Raw genomic sequence first — 14,110 nt, 5'->3', positions numbered from 1 at the left:
CTCAAATACATGAATGGCGGCAGGAACCAGGTTGTGTTCCTTGCCGCCCTATCACTTGGTTACAGCATTGTTAAATCAACGCAGGCCGCAAAAGCACACGGACTCCCCGAGGAGCATGAACCGCTACCAGAGCTCCGTTCTCGCTATTTACCCTAATCCATCCCAAACCGGATATATAGATGTCCGATGGAGATTTGCGTGGAACACGGAACTCATGTCTGGTCCATTCCGGCATCTCTGCCAATTGATCGCGTGTTGGCGGAGACAATAACTCCCCGGCATGATCAGCGAACAACTGATCAGCTCGCTCCAGCTTCGTACGATGTATTTTAAGACCACCGTTAATGTAGCAGGTAAATGATTGGTGCTGACCATCTACAAAATCAAATCGGGCCATACCGCCGAAAAACAATGTTTGTCCGGCATCAAGCTGATATGCAGCAGGCTTCAGCGGCTTGTCCGGCATAATTGCGCTCAAGTCCTGGCGGGAGACGATTTCACTGAACCGCCAAGGGTACACAATACCCGGAGTATCAATAATGTGCTTGCCGTCGTCGAGCGGAATATTCACCATATCGAGTGTAGTTCCTGGGTAACGGGATGTTGTGAGTTCCTGCTCCATATCGCTGTAATCACGAATCAAGCGGTTAATGAGCGTGGATTTACCCACATTTGTGGCTCCGACCACATATACATCGCGGTTACCACGCAGTTCAGATACCACATCCAGCAGACGGTCAAAGCCCTGATTTTTTTTAGCTGAGCACAGTACGATTTCTTCCGTACGTAGCCCTTGCTCCTTCGCTTGCTTTTGTACCCAGTTACGTACCTTGTTCCAGTTTGTCACCTTAGGCAACAAATCGGTCTTATTAACTGCCAGTACAACCGGATTCGAGCCTACAAAACGCTGTAGACCGGAAATCAAGCTACCTTCAAAGTCAAAAATATCTACAATGTGGATGACGAGCGCATCCTTGTCCCCAATCTGACTAAGCAGCTTCAAAAATTCATCTTGATCTACCGTCACCGAAGACGTTTCATTATAGTTTTTGATCCGGAAGCAACGCTGACAGATGACTGGTTCGCGAGTTAATAATTTTTCCGGAATATATCCCGGAAGGTCCGGGCCAGTGGTCTGCATGACGATACCGCAACCACTACATTTGACGGCAGTTCCGCCGTCAGGTCTTTCAGTCATTCTTCTTTTCCTCCTCAAGCCATAAGCCTTTCTTACGTAACCTTGTGAGCGCGATTCGCTCCAACCGTCGATTAAATCGGGTCATGACTCCTTCATCATGAATGGATATCGGTAGTACCAGAACGGTATGCAATCCCATTCGGTTGCCTCCCAACACGTCCGTCAACATTTGATCCCCGACCATAATAGTCTCTTCCGGAGTAAGCCCCATCATACGAATGGCTCTACGAAAGGACGAGTTGGATGGCTTCCGGGCGGCATGTATAAATTCAATGTCCAAAGGCGTAGCAAACACGGATACACGGTCCATATTGTTATTAGACACGATGACAAGCTTAAAACCCGCCTGTTTGACCTTTTCAAACCAGGCCACCAGCTCGGGAGTTGCGTTCGGCGCTTTTGCACCAACCAGCGTGTTATCTAGATCCGTAATAATGCCGCGATATCCTTGAGCATACAAGCCTTCAAGATCAATATCAAAGACGGTATTCACCCGTAATTTGGGCATCAGCATTTCAAACAACGTCGGTCACCTCAGTTTCATACGACAAACTATACCATATTACTATGGCTTAGTAAAAAGCTATCCGCAACAAACGGACAGCTTTTTACTAAACATATAGATTAAGATTAAAAATTGCGGCATCAAACCCAGTAAAAACAGACTAGCCTTCATCCTTCTGATCAGGCTTTGCTCTTCGTCCAGCCCATCGTTTCATCCAGGGTCCCTTCTGCAATAGGGAGGCTTGCTGGCGAACACTACGCCAATCCTCCGCGGTTACCGACGAAGGACTATAACGCGCTTGTTCAAAGCGTCCTAGCAACTGATGTAAAATCGCAGCGCGTTCCGGTGCTTCTTGTGACCATCTATCGACTGATTCCCTTAGTGTCTCATGGCTGGCACGGACAAAGCCTTTCCTTCGCATGTACCGTAACCAGTGTTCAGTTTCGACGACCACCTTTTCATCCGGGGTCAGCGGCTTACCTGTCCGTAAACGCAGCAGGTAAAAGTGAATGTCTGCCCGATTACGCCAGATGATATAAGCTACCCACAGCAGAAGAATGGCAACAGCAGAGCCTATGATTACAGGATGAATCTTAAATCCTTCCCCTGGATCCATCTGCGGGGCCTGCTCAGGCTGCTCTGGTTCTGGTTGATCTTTGACCTCTGGGGCGTCTGGAGTGTTTGAATCCTCCTGCTCCGTAAGCAACGGCATATCAAAGCCGGGCGTAGCTTCTACCGGAACCCAGCCATATTCGCCTAAATATACTTCTGCCCAGGAGTGAGCATCCGCATTTGTCACGGAGTAAGAGGACATACTTTCGTCACCATCGCCCGTTGTTGCATCATCGGAAAATGTCTGCTGGCCAGGTGCATACCCTTTGACCCAACGAGCTGGAACCCCAACGGAGCGAGCCATCATGACTAATGAAGTGGAATAATAATCGCAGTAGCCCTCCCGAATCTCAAACAGAAAGGCATCCACGAAATCCCTGCTTCTTTTCCGCGAAAGATCCGGATTATTCGTATAGGCATAATTTTGCTGTAAATACTGCTGTAGCAATCCGACTTTTTCATACGGCGTTTTGGCCGTTGACGTTACGTTCCGAGCCAAATCACGAACCCGCTGCGGCAATTCGTCTGGAATTTGCAAATAGGCTTCCTGTTTGCTTTTTCCGTACAACTCATTAAAACTTTTTGTACGCAGTTCTTTCTCAGGGATTACAGGAACATGAGATACCAAGGTATACGTTTTAGGATAAGCAGTTCTTCGTGAGGATGGATTCCAAAGAAGTTCTGCCTGTTGCGGGTTCCAACGCAACCCGTTTGCCCGTGAATCTCTATCCACCGATTGGACACGATGCACCGAATAGGCACCAAACAGAACCGGGTAGCTCTGATCATTTTGCATTGTAACGGTCTGTACGACTTGTTCAGTAGAATGCCGCGTTTCTTGTGTGTTTTCAAGCTCAGCGGTCATCGGCACCTCATTTGGCGTTAGATTATCGTTCCCACCGTCACTCCAGCCTGTACCGGAATAGATTCGTTTTGTTTCTCCCCGCCAATAGCTTCGCTGATTAGTTGTGATGGTCATAACGGGCGAATAATCAAAATTAAAACCTCCACCCAACCGATTATCCTGGCGACTATAACCCGATGCAGTGTTCATGCGCTGATTAAGCGCCCCAGATCCATTGGTGGTTCCGGCGGTGGTTGAGCTGATACGCTGGGTCCACGCTGTATAGGGGTCCGTCAAAGCAGGCTGCACCTCGGGCATATTCACACCCGCCATAATAATAAGCGCAAAAATGACAGCAATATTGGCCGCAATTTTATACGGATAACGCCGAATATGCTTCCATCCTTGAGGATAATGCTGACGAAAATACTGCAAATGCTGTGTCACTAGCCATCCCATACCAGCAAAGACGATCCAGGCAACCTCCTCCCACAGCACAGTTGGTGTGAAGGAATCAAGCACCGCCAGAGCTGCGATATTAATGCCCACAAAAACTAGAATCCGCTGCTTCGTTGTAACGATGAGCGGCACCATTTCAATAACTAACCAAGCAATGAGTGAAAACCAAACATAAGGAGACATGTTAGATATAAATTGATCCAGACGATTGGCTACCCCACCGAAGGGGATAATGATGGAGTAAGACACTAATGTCCGATACAAAATAAAAAACAGCGTTACCGCCTTAACGACAAATTCAATCCATGGACGGAATGGTAGTAAAATCTTCACCAGCGCCAGCATTGTAATGGTCGTCAGTACAAGTGCTCTTGTCTCTTCCAGCCACAATTCGGAAGCAAAAGACACCCATTGCATGGCAATAATAATAATCCACAAGAAAGTAAAGGCGAGGGCCCAGGAGCTCTTTAACGATTGTAACCAGGTTTTCATTGTGTCCCTCCCCCCATTACAGCCGGGAGCTCTTCGAGGCTCTCAACATCGTAGCCCTTAATTCCCCTTGCACGAAGCATGCTCATCCACTTTTCAGCTTCTCCCTGGGCAGAGCCTTCCCCGATATAGACGTGGCACGGGGTCATCCCCCGCGTATCAGCCCAACGAAGAAGTTCCAGTGCCTGATGATCCTTCAGCGGACTAATCAGTATAAAATAACAGCCTTGCGGAAATTGGCGCACACAGCTTTCTACAGCGGTCATCAAGCTGCCTTGCGAAGTGGTGTGGATGTCTACCAAGTGATGCATCATTCGTTGTCGTTCCATCGTCTGCTCACTTGGCTGAAAAACAGTCCCCTTCTCTCCAGCTGTACACAGTCCGACCCCCATCCGCTCCCGTCCACCATATTCCAGCAATGAAGCAGTAGAAGATACAGCTAGCTCAAACTGATCGGCGTTTACATAATGGTTTGTTTGTACGTCGAGCACAAGCATCGTTTTGGGAACGGTCTCATGCTCAAATTCCTTGGATTTCCAACTGCCTGTACGAGCCGTCGCATTCCAATGGATGCGTGAAAACCGATCTCCATATACATAATCCCGCACGCCGTTGATTTGTGTCGTTTCACGACGCGTTCGAGTTTGAACGGTCTGCGGTCCAGACATCCTTGAACGGCGATCATTGATCTGCCAGTAGGGGATAAATACCGTTCGGGGGAGCACCCGAAATTCACCACGTGCATTCAACCTGCCCTTGTGCTCCAACAGGCCAAAGATGTCCTCGCTCACACATTCGGTTTCCTCAAAATAGTAGCTTCCTCGTTCTAAAGCAGGGGTTTGAAATGTAAGCTGGCCGCCCCCTTTCATACTGGGGATGACACTGTCTTCAAACGACCAGGATTCCCCCGTATGCCGCTTGAGCACCTCGCGAACAATGACATAGGGTAACGGAAGAAAGCCCGGAATGCTCAGACTGAGCTTTACGTGTACCTGATCTCCCGCATGCAGTAGTTCCCCGAACTCCGAGCCTTGCGAAAGCTGCCGATGGCCCTGAACGCGACGAACTCCACTCAGACCAACCATCCACAGATAAACGATTAACAGCGTAACCATTGACAACAGCATGACCGATGTTTTGCCACCCTGAAACAACAAATAAAGCAGGCACACCACCCATATAAGCAACATAAGCCAGATGCGACCTGATAGCCGGGGAAGCCTGCGCTTCCTTTTGACCATGTTCATTCCCTAAGAACGCTCCATTCGTACGGGTACATGAACCTGTCGGAGAACGGACTGCAGCACGGACTGGGCGTTGGAGCTATCGAGGCGTGCTTCGGGACGAAGCAGCAAACGGTGCGTCAGCACATAAGGTGCCAGTGCCTTCACATCATCAGGCAGCACATAGTCACGGTTATCCTGAAAAGCGTATGCCTTGGCAGCCATTACAAAAGCAAGTGCGGCGCGTGGACTAGCTCCGAGCAACACGGATGGATGTTCCCTCGTCGCACGCACAATATCGAGTAAATAGGACGTCACCGCTTCATCCATATAGATATCTCTGATTTCCTGCTGGATGTCAGCAATCTGTTCCATATGCGCTACAGCCTCCAGACGGTCTGCTGGCTGGCCCGTCTGATGATGAAGCAGCATGTTTCGCTCCGTCTCCAAATCAGGATAGCCCAAGCTGATTTTGAGCATAAAACGATCTAATTGTGCTTCCGGCAGCATATAAGTACCTTCAAAATCAATTGGATTTTGAGTGGCACACAGCATAAAAGGATGAGGCAACATATGAGTGTCCCCATCCACCGTCACACTTCGTTCTTCCATAACCTCCAGCAGAGCTGACTGGGTTTTCGTCGTCGCCCGGTTAATTTCGTCTGCCAGTAAAATGTTAGTCATAACTGGACCCGGACGGAAATAAAAACGCTCGTCCCGTGGATGAAATATAGATACCCCTGTAATATCGCTCGGTAGAATATCAGGATTACATTGAACGCGGCGATAATCACCACGCATGGATTTAGCAAGAGCCTTGATCATTTGCGTTTTCCCCGTACCCGGAACGTCCTCGATCAGAATGTGTCCACCGGCCAGCATAGCCGTAAGCAGTAATTTTATTTCAAAGGATTTCCCTAATATGCATGATTCCAGATTAGAACGTATTGCAGATACAATCTGCACAGATTCTTGACGCACGGGCATAACTCTGTAAACCTCCTAGATAGCAACATGTTTCCTATTATTGTACATGAAGGTGGACATAGAGTACACTTAACTCCCTGCCCATATTATTCAAGCTCCATCTTCTCTTGCACGTACATGTTTTTCGGAACAGTCAAAAACCCTTCGGCTATCAAATCCGAAGGGTTGATTGTATACAGTTTATTTTACTTTTGTCCTATTGTAGCACCCTGTTTTTATATGCTTCCTTTTGGACGAACAAACAAACATGCCAGAAAAGAGAAAATAATCGCCGAGGAAATCCCTGCACTGGTCAGACTAAAGATCCCTGTAATGACACCAAGCCATCCGTCCTTTTCCAATTCGGTTAATGCACCGTGTACGAGTGAGTTACCAAAGCTGGTAATTGGAATCGTCGCACCCGCTCCGGCAAATTTGATAAGCGGATCATATATTCCGACAGCGTCCGCAATTGCACCTGCTACCACCAACGTACTCATTGTGTGTGCCGGAGTCATTTTGATAACATCCATCATCAACTGACCCACGACACAAATGGCACCGCCTACTAAAAAAGCCCATAGAAATATCATACTTTTCCTCCCGCTTCAAAAGCTACAGCATGTGCAACACAAGGAATGCTTTCACCCTGCTGTGTAGTCAAAGGAGATAATAACGCCCCGGTCGCCACGACCAGCACCTTTTGTAGTTCTCCCTTTTCGATCCGCTTTAACAGATGCCCATAGGTTACAACAGCCGAGCATCCACAACCACTTCCACCTGCAATGACCTTCTTTTGCTTATTGATGTCGTAAATCAGTAAACCGCAATCATTAAATTCCGTTTGATTCATATCGAATCCATCTTTTTTGAGCAGCTCTTTGGCAATCGGCAGCCCTACAGAGGCTAAATCCCCTGTTACAATAAGATCATAGTAGCCTGGGTCCCTGCCTGTATCTCGAAAATGAGACAAAAGCGTGTCCGCCGCCGCTGGAGCCATGGCTCCGCCCATATTAAAGGGATCTTTAATGCCCATATCCATTACACGCCCAATGGTAGCACAATCCACCACCGTCCCTGACTTCGCATGTCCCACAATGGCCGCACCGGAACCGGTAACCGTATACTGGGCTGTGGGGGGCTTTTGTGCTCCATATTCATTAGGATAGCGGAATTGCTTTTCCACGGTACAGTTATGGCTGGTTGTACCCGCCATTACGTAGTCGCCCGCCTCTGAATCCACAATAAGTGCTGCTAAAGCCAAGCTTTCCATCGACGTTGAACAGGCTCCAAAAACGCCTAAATAGGGAATAGCCAGCTTGCTAGCCGAAAATGAGCTGCTGACAATCTGATTCATCAGATCACCACTGATGAAAAATTGCACTTCCTCTTTGTTTAAATTGGAATTAATTAACGCAAGCTCTGTAGAATGCTCAATTAATCTTCGTTCCGCCTTTTCCCATGTTTTCTCGTTTATTTCGATATTGTCATAAATATAATCGAAATCTGTGGACAACGGCCCCTCTCCTTCATCCGGGCCTACAACAGTTGCACTACCAATGATGCGCGGTCTCGACTCAAACTTCCAGGTTTGTCCTCCCTGTCTTCTCATAAGTGGTTGCCCCCCACACCGAGGATCGCGTATATAACGCCTACGATAAATGCGGCCACAACACCGAATACGACAACTGAGCCTGCCAGCTTGAACATATTTGCGCCCACTCCAAGTACCAATCCCTCGGAACGATACTCCAATGCAGCTGAACACATCGAGTTCGCAAAACCTGTAATCGGTACAGCGGTTCCCGCTCCTGCCCATTGGGCAATCTTATCGTAGACCCCGATGCAAGTTAATATAACAGACAACAAGATCATCATGGATGCAGTCGGTGCCGCAGCCTCTTTGGCGGGAATATGCATACCTGCCATAAAGGCTTCCTGGATCGCCTGCCCAATCACACAGATGACGCCTCCAACCAGGAAAGCACGCACACAATTGGCAAATACTTTTCTGGAAGGTTCATGCTTTTGGGAAACACTTTGATAGTCTTTCTCATTTATGGACAACGGCGACGAATTGGTACGAAAACCGCGCTGTCCTGACTTAGCTGGCATCATTCACCACCCCTTATTCGTAAGTTCCGCGCTTGGCGGTTCAGATTGCTTGGCTCCTTAACATTATGAGCTTTTAGGGGAAATGTTATGTCAGGAAAATGATATCGTGGACATTCCGTACAAATCCATTCATACTGAATACATGACGACCACTGGTTAATTAATAAGGAGTGAGGTATACATCATGGAAGCAAAAACATTGGAATTGTTTAAAACCTTAACAGAGTTCCCTTCTATTCCTGGACATGAGCGAGAGCTGCGGGCATGGGTTAAAGAACGAATATCCGGTTATACGGATGAAATCGTGCAGGACCGTTTGGGCAGTCTTTTTGGTGTGCTACGTGGGCAAGAAAGTGGACCACGTGTAATGGTCGCAGGACATCTGGATGAAGTTGGTTTTATTGTGAATGGCATTACGGAAAATGGAATGATTCGTTTTCAGCCGGTTGGAGGCTGGTGGAGCCAAGCCATCATGTCACAACGTCTTCAAGTATTGACCCCAAATGGTCCAATCATTGGTGTAGTTGGATCTGTCTCACCACATTTGCTCGATGAAGCGCAACGCAGCAAGCCGATGGACATCAAGCATATGTACCTGGATATCGGCGTAGACAGCAGACTGGAGGCGCAAGATCTGGGGATTGTGCCCGGAACGGCTATTGCCCCGATCTGTGACTTCACTCCACTTGCGAATCCCAAAAAAATCATGGCTAAAGCATGGGACAATCGATATGGTGTAGGCCTGGCGCTTGAGCTGTTGGAGGCATTACATAAGGAAAAGGACCAGCTTCCCAATACATTGTATGCAGGAGCTACTGTTCAGGAGGAAGTGGGACTGCGCGGTGCGCGCACAGCTGCCAATCTGATTCAGCCGGATATTTTCTTCGCACTGGATTGCAGTGCTGCCAACGATATGGGTGGAGATCCGAATGCATACGGACAGCTTGGTAAAGGAGCACTGTTGCGGGTATTTGATCCAGGTATGATTACACACCGCGGGATTGTGGAGTATGTGCAAGATATGGCGGATACCCACAAAATCAAGTACCAATATTTTATCTCCACTGGGGGAACGGATGCTGGTCAAGTGCACTTGAGCGGAATTGGTGTGCCATCCACCGTCATCGGCATATGTGGACGGTACATCCATACTTCCTCGTCCATTATTCATACTGATGATTATGATGCGGCCAAGGAACTGATCATTAAGCTGGTTCAAAATCTGGATCGCACAACGCTCAATACCATTATTGAACGAGCTTAAGAAGTAACAGAGAATAGGAAGCTATAAAAAAACAGTCAAGACACATACAACGTGTACTTGACTGTTTTTTTAATAGAAGAAAAAATAGAAGATCTCAAATTAAATGTTTGTACCGAAGTAAAGCAATCACTACAAGTACAGCTGTTAAAGTAATACAGATATTTTCTACCCTTGTTCCCTTCCGGGTTCCGGTACTCATTAATCTAAATCGTAGCTTCCATTTGAATGGTGGCAAAGGCTTAATCCCGTTATTCGTCAAGGAATCTGCCAATAAATGCAGTAAGTACGCTATCCCTCCAGCCAGCCATATGCTATCGCCATGCAAACGTGTCGTACCATAAAGCAGCGCGGTCCATGCTACTGTGCCATACACCGTGTGCGTCAATCCTCGGTGCGGAACAAGCGTACATATGATCAGCAGACACCCGGCGATATAATTCCACGGTGCATATGATTCCCCATACCAGGCTAGGCCGATACCAATTAGAAAAATGATAACTTTACGCATAGACCGTGAAGGCATAAAAGAAGCGCTGATCATCAGCAAAGCCAAAACAAGATTCCAGGGCGGCGGAGCCAAACGGGTGAAAAACACCCACCCCGCAGCCCCAATCATTAGAAGCTGTACGAGTCTAAGCATTTTGTTCGGTAACGCACGGCTAACAAGCATGGAGTTAGGCTCGTCAATATCCGGTAGCAATGAACCAACCACAGCGGCTGCCACGGCAGCCGGAGTCACTTCGTATCCACTTAAGGCTAATACCGACAGGGAGACCCCGGTTCCAATAATTAAATGGGCTCTTCCCATCATGATGCATAACATCCTTTCGTTGCAGCATACACAGAGTCGACATCACTCTATTTGAATCAGCATGATTCGATTGTATACGACAATCAAAACGAGAACAATAGTTCGCTTATTCTATTTAAAAGACTTCATCCAAAAGTCCTAGTTTCGCCCCTATTACTTAACTCTCCCCTTATTTTTTATCTGTACAGCCATTTCTTAAAAAACACCCCATATGGCCTATAGGTAGATCGACAAATATTTCCAACATTTTCTTTTTGCCTCAAAGTCCTATTGTACAATTTGGAATATTAGGTAATATAGTGTTTATATTTACTATATAAATCTATTAAATGAACAAGGAGGAAATGATTATGCGAGAAAAATCTCTGTTTCGAAAGTTCAAAACTATCGGTCTGACATCGTTGCTAAGTGTCGTATTGTTCGCCCTGCCCGCTTCAGCTGCTTGGAATGATACATACACCGGGTACGCCACATATACAGGATCAGGTTACTCTGGAGGAGCATTACTGCTTGACCCTATCCCTTCTGATGCCAAAATTACAGCGCTTAACCCCACACAACTGAATTATAACGGAATCAAAGCCGCATTAGCTGGAGCTTATCTGGAAGTTCAAGGCCCCAAAGGAAAAACGACAGTCTATGTAACAGATTTATATCCTGAGGGTCCGAGTGGCGCACTTGATCTATCTCCGAATGCCTTCAACCTGATCGGCAATCAAAAGGATGGAAAAATCAATATTTCATGGAAAGTTGTCAAAGCTCCGGTTAGCGGCAATGTCTTCTACCGCATTAAAGAAGGCAGTAGCCAATGGTGGGCAGCCATTCAAGTACGCAATCATAAATATCCGGTCTTAAAAATGGAAGTCCAACAAAACGGACAATGGCTCAATCTCGAAAAACAGGATTACAACCACTTTCTGGGCACTAACTTAGGAAAACAGCCTCTGAAAATACGGATTACGGACATTCGTGGTGTCGTACTGAACGATAGCATCCCAGCTCTAGCCGAAAATGGCACAGGCCAAGCCTATATCGTTAAAGGTAATGTTCAATTTCCAGACTGATTGAATTGCCGCCTCATCTTTGCTTCTTTTCATTTGAACCAATAAAAACGGCCGGGAACCGACGCAATCCAGTTTGCGTATACGTGTTCTCGGTCTTTTTACGGAAAAATCATTATTTTTCACAAAGAATCGGTTTGTTCACTGTCCTGTTCATAAGATCATACGTATAATGAATACATAAATAGGGTGTACTTTACAGCTACGTGCACACAGACAGGAGGCCTGTTCATATGAGCAATTTCAAAAAGCATCATAAGCTACACAGCAAATTGCTGGTCAGCATTACGTTATGTATAACACTAACATTGTTGGTATCCACCACTGTATATTATTTCTACTATATCCGCGTGGAAAAGGAGCAGGCGTTCGAAGCCAATCACAATAGCTTGACGTTGAGAAGCAAAGAGGTCATCAACATGACATCTATTGCTCAATCGTTGGCATTCCAAATGTACCGCAGCAGTACCCTATCCAAGCTGTTGTATTATCCCAAACCCAATGTATATGATGTAACCGCTGCCATGACCGAATTAAATAATTATCTTAACTCCATGCCGTATATTGAATCCATTTATGTGTATAACCCTAAAAGTGACACTTTCTACATTGCGTCATCACAAGGCCAAAACGGGTTATTCAGCAAACATGAACTGGCTGATACAGATATCATTCGCGTGCTCGATCATTATCAGGACTACAAACCCTTTACGCCTATCCCACGTACGTATCCGTTGCTGTCTGCCTCAGACTCCGGGGCTGGCCTAGAGCAAGCAAGCCCAGACATCGCAGCCTATACGTATTTATGTTATGACGCAATCAACTCGAACGAAGCGATAAATTCGGCAGTGATTGTGAATGTATCGGCGGCCTGGATGAACAAGGAAATGGCGGCGAGCCCCATCTCAGGCGGGACCGCTTATATTTTAGACGATCAAGGCAGACTGTTATCTGGGACGACGTTGACAGACGAAGCTTTGAACGAAAAAGAACAGCTATGGCTGCATACCAGAGTCAAAAAACAGGAAACAGGCTATTTTGTAGAAGAATTTCATGGTAAAAGATCACTGATTTCCTATACTTCCCCGGATGGACTAGGTTGGCAGTATATTAGTGTCACACCGTATGAAAGCGTTATCAAAATGGCGAGTGTTATTCGTAATGCCATGGTACTGATCGCAGCCATCATCGGAATGGCAGGATTTGTGGCTTCCTGGCTGCTGTCCAAAATGTTGTATACGCCTATTGGCCAAATTGTTGTGCATATGAATTCACTGGAATCGGAAAAACGCAACAGTATGTATACGATCCGGCAAAACATTTTACGGAATGTGATTAGGGGAATCCGAAATCTTCCTGCTGGTGAAGAACCGGAACGACTGCGCGAGCTCGGGATTACGTTCCAGTTCGACAAAGACTATCGCCTTGTACTCCTGCGCATAGATGAATATGCCCGATGGCAAAGCGAGCGTGGACCTGATCTGCTACCCTACAAGTTTGCAATCATGAATATCGCTTCCGAAATATGCGGGCAGACATACCGGGTGGAAACCGTTGATATGGATGAGGATAGCGTCCTGCTGATGCTCAACATTCTAGACCCTGCGGAACATACAGACACGGTACTACTGGAGACCCTATTACGCCAAATACGTGAAGCTTGTTTTGAATATTTGAAGCTGAGTGTATCACTAACGTACAGCGCGATTACCAGTCAACCAGAACGGCTACATCTGCTGTACCGCCAGGTAGAGAACGCATCTATGCACCGTTTTTTTCAGGGTCATGGCTGTATTATTAATGCGCGAGACACTACAGATGAAGATTTCCAAAATACTTATGTGTATCCATCGGATAAAGAAAAAAAATTGCTGGATACGCTGCTATCTGGTCATACGGAGGATGCGCACCGGATGTTCAAAGATCTGTTGATGCATATGGAGAAATATCCGTTTTCCTCTGTTCGGGTGGCAATATCCCGGCTCATCATGAGTGTGAATAATGCCGTTCGGCATATAAGTGAACTCAATGGATTTGCTATCGAATCTAAACCTGAATTACCATCCGCAGATCGATTAGAGACCGCCGAGGATCTTATTGATCATTACCAATTAGTCTTTGATCAGATTCGCTCCAGTCTAGCGGAAAAACGAAATACGAAGCAAGAACGCTTGGTGCAACAGATCAATGAGCGAATGGAACAGGCCTATACAGATCCTAATTTCTGTCTCAATCAGATTGCGGAAGAGTTGGATTTGTCTCCAATTTATGTCAGCAGGCTTTATAAGCAACAAACCATGTCTACCATCGTGGACGTCATCCAGCAGCTCCGTATTCGCAAGGCCTGTGAGCTGCTGGAACAGACCGACTGGTCAGTGGCTGACGTGGCAGAACAAACCGGGTTTGCGAGTAGCTCTTATTTCCACCGTATGTTCAAACGTAGCTTGGGCGTGACGCCCACAGATTTTCGCCGTTCTAAAGCGAATGCGCAATAGGTAACATCAAAAAAGCAAGCCTCCAATTTTCTGGAGACTTGCTTTTCTGCTTTGTATCACTGCTCTTA

12 protein-coding genes are annotated in these 14,110 nt (G+C 46.7%); 3 read left to right on the top strand and 9 right to left on the bottom strand.

Annotated features, from left to right (window positions below; genetic code table 11):
• Positions 1 to 70 precede the first annotated feature (70 nt).
• From yqeH to spoVAC, 8 genes are all read right to left on the bottom strand, one after another.
• Complete coding sequence (yqeH, locus tag KSP24_RS01950) at positions 71 to 1,198, bottom strand: ribosome biogenesis GTPase YqeH (RefSeq protein ID WP_013372204.1); 1,128 nt, start codon at positions 1,196 to 1,198, stop codon at positions 71 to 73.
• Positions 1,191 to 1,721, bottom strand: a complete 531-nt coding sequence (locus KSP24_RS01945) for a YqeG family HAD IIIA-type phosphatase (RefSeq protein WP_013372205.1) — start codon at positions 1,719 to 1,721, stop codon at positions 1,191 to 1,193. The genes yqeH and KSP24_RS01945 overlap by 8 nt, the downstream gene beginning before the upstream one ends.
• Positions 1,722 to 1,863: 142 nt before the next feature.
• The gene (locus tag KSP24_RS01940; RefSeq protein ID WP_216974343.1) at positions 1,864 to 4,110 is read right to left on the bottom strand and encodes a transglutaminase domain-containing protein; all 2,247 of its coding nucleotides are present in this window, start codon (positions 4,108 to 4,110) and stop codon (positions 1,864 to 1,866) included.
• Positions 4,107 to 5,354, bottom strand: coding sequence for a DUF58 domain-containing protein (locus KSP24_RS01935; protein ID WP_016324568.1), 1,248 nt, complete (start codon positions 5,352 to 5,354; stop codon positions 4,107 to 4,109). Before KSP24_RS01935 ends, KSP24_RS01940 begins: the two co-directional genes overlap by 4 nt.
• A gap of 3 nt (positions 5,355 to 5,357) precedes the next feature.
• Positions 5,358 to 6,317 carry an AAA family ATPase gene (locus KSP24_RS01930; RefSeq protein ID WP_025675587.1) on the bottom strand — a complete coding sequence of 320 codons (960 nt, stop codon included), beginning with the start codon at positions 6,315 to 6,317 and terminating at the stop codon, positions 5,358 to 5,360.
• A gap of 215 nt (positions 6,318 to 6,532) precedes the next feature.
• Positions 6,533 to 6,889, bottom strand: coding sequence for a stage V sporulation protein AE (gene spoVAE, locus KSP24_RS01925; RefSeq protein ID WP_013372209.1), 357 nt, complete (start codon positions 6,887 to 6,889; stop codon positions 6,533 to 6,535).
• Complete coding sequence (gene spoVAD / locus KSP24_RS01920) at positions 6,886 to 7,908, bottom strand: stage V sporulation protein AD (protein WP_013372210.1); 1,023 nt, start codon at positions 7,906 to 7,908, stop codon at positions 6,886 to 6,888. The genes spoVAE and spoVAD overlap by 4 nt, the downstream gene beginning before the upstream one ends.
• On the bottom strand, positions 7,905 to 8,411 hold the full coding sequence (gene spoVAC, locus KSP24_RS01915; RefSeq protein ID WP_016821646.1) for a stage V sporulation protein AC: 507 nt from the start codon (positions 8,409 to 8,411) through the stop codon (positions 7,905 to 7,907). The genes spoVAD and spoVAC overlap by 4 nt, the downstream gene beginning before the upstream one ends.
• Positions 8,412 to 8,595: 184 nt before the next feature.
• Between spoVAC and KSP24_RS01910 the strand changes: the two genes are divergently transcribed.
• Entirely contained in the window at positions 8,596 to 9,675 is a 1,080-nt protein-coding gene (locus tag KSP24_RS01910; protein WP_216974342.1) for a M42 family metallopeptidase, read from the top strand.
• A gap of 94 nt (positions 9,676 to 9,769) precedes the next feature.
• Here the strand turns inward: KSP24_RS01910 and KSP24_RS01905 are convergent, their stop codons facing one another.
• The gene (locus tag KSP24_RS01905; RefSeq protein ID WP_216974341.1) at positions 9,770 to 10,486 is read right to left on the bottom strand and encodes a metal-dependent hydrolase; all 717 of its coding nucleotides are present in this window, start codon (positions 10,484 to 10,486) and stop codon (positions 9,770 to 9,772) included.
• A gap of 350 nt (positions 10,487 to 10,836) precedes the next feature.
• Between KSP24_RS01905 and exlX the strand changes: the two genes are divergently transcribed.
• The gene (gene exlX, locus KSP24_RS01900) at positions 10,837 to 11,550 is read left to right on the top strand and encodes an expansin ExlX (RefSeq protein ID WP_216974340.1); all 714 of its coding nucleotides are present in this window, start codon (positions 10,837 to 10,839) and stop codon (positions 11,548 to 11,550) included.
• Between the two features lie 230 nt (positions 11,551 to 11,780).
• Positions 11,781 to 14,042, top strand: coding sequence for an AraC family transcriptional regulator (locus KSP24_RS01895; protein WP_216974339.1), 2,262 nt, complete (start codon positions 11,781 to 11,783; stop codon positions 14,040 to 14,042).
• The last annotated feature ends 68 nt before the right edge of the window (positions 14,043 to 14,110 follow it).

This window comes from Paenibacillus sp. AK121, assembly GCF_019042715.1.
In the GTDB taxonomy this organism is placed as follows: Bacteria; Bacillota; Bacilli; order Paenibacillales; family Paenibacillaceae; genus Paenibacillus; species Paenibacillus polymyxa_C.
This window is presented reverse-complemented; position numbering and strand designations above follow the sequence as displayed.

Excerpts from the sequence above, each read along its gene's own strand:
- yqeH (WP_013372204.1), bottom strand. The coding sequence starts at position 1,198 with ATGACTGAAAGACCTGACGGCGGAACTGCCGTCAAATGTAGTGGTTGC.
- KSP24_RS01940 (WP_216974343.1), bottom strand. The coding sequence starts at position 4,110 with ATGAAAACCTGGTTACAATCGTTAAAGAGCTCCTGGGCCCTCGCCTTT.
- KSP24_RS01935 (WP_016324568.1), bottom strand. The coding sequence starts at position 5,354 with ATGAACATGGTCAAAAGGAAGCGCAGGCTTCCCCGGCTATCAGGTCGC.
- KSP24_RS01930 (WP_025675587.1), bottom strand. The coding sequence starts at position 6,317 with ATGCCCGTGCGTCAAGAATCTGTGCAGATTGTATCTGCAATACGTTCT.
- spoVAE (WP_013372209.1), bottom strand. The coding sequence starts at position 6,889 with ATGATATTTCTATGGGCTTTTTTAGTAGGCGGTGCCATTTGTGTCGTG.
- spoVAD (WP_013372210.1), bottom strand. The coding sequence starts at position 7,908 with ATGAGAAGACAGGGAGGACAAACCTGGAAGTTTGAGTCGAGACCGCGC.
- spoVAC (WP_016821646.1), bottom strand. The coding sequence starts at position 8,411 with ATGCCAGCTAAGTCAGGACAGCGCGGTTTTCGTACCAATTCGTCGCCG.
- KSP24_RS01910 (WP_216974342.1), top strand. The coding sequence starts at position 8,596 with ATGGAAGCAAAAACATTGGAATTGTTTAAAACCTTAACAGAGTTCCCT.
- KSP24_RS01905 (WP_216974341.1), bottom strand. The coding sequence starts at position 10,486 with ATGATGGGAAGAGCCCATTTAATTATTGGAACCGGGGTCTCCCTGTCG.
- exlX (WP_216974340.1), top strand. The coding sequence starts at position 10,837 with ATGCGAGAAAAATCTCTGTTTCGAAAGTTCAAAACTATCGGTCTGACA.
- KSP24_RS01895 (WP_216974339.1), top strand. The coding sequence starts at position 11,781 with ATGAGCAATTTCAAAAAGCATCATAAGCTACACAGCAAATTGCTGGTC.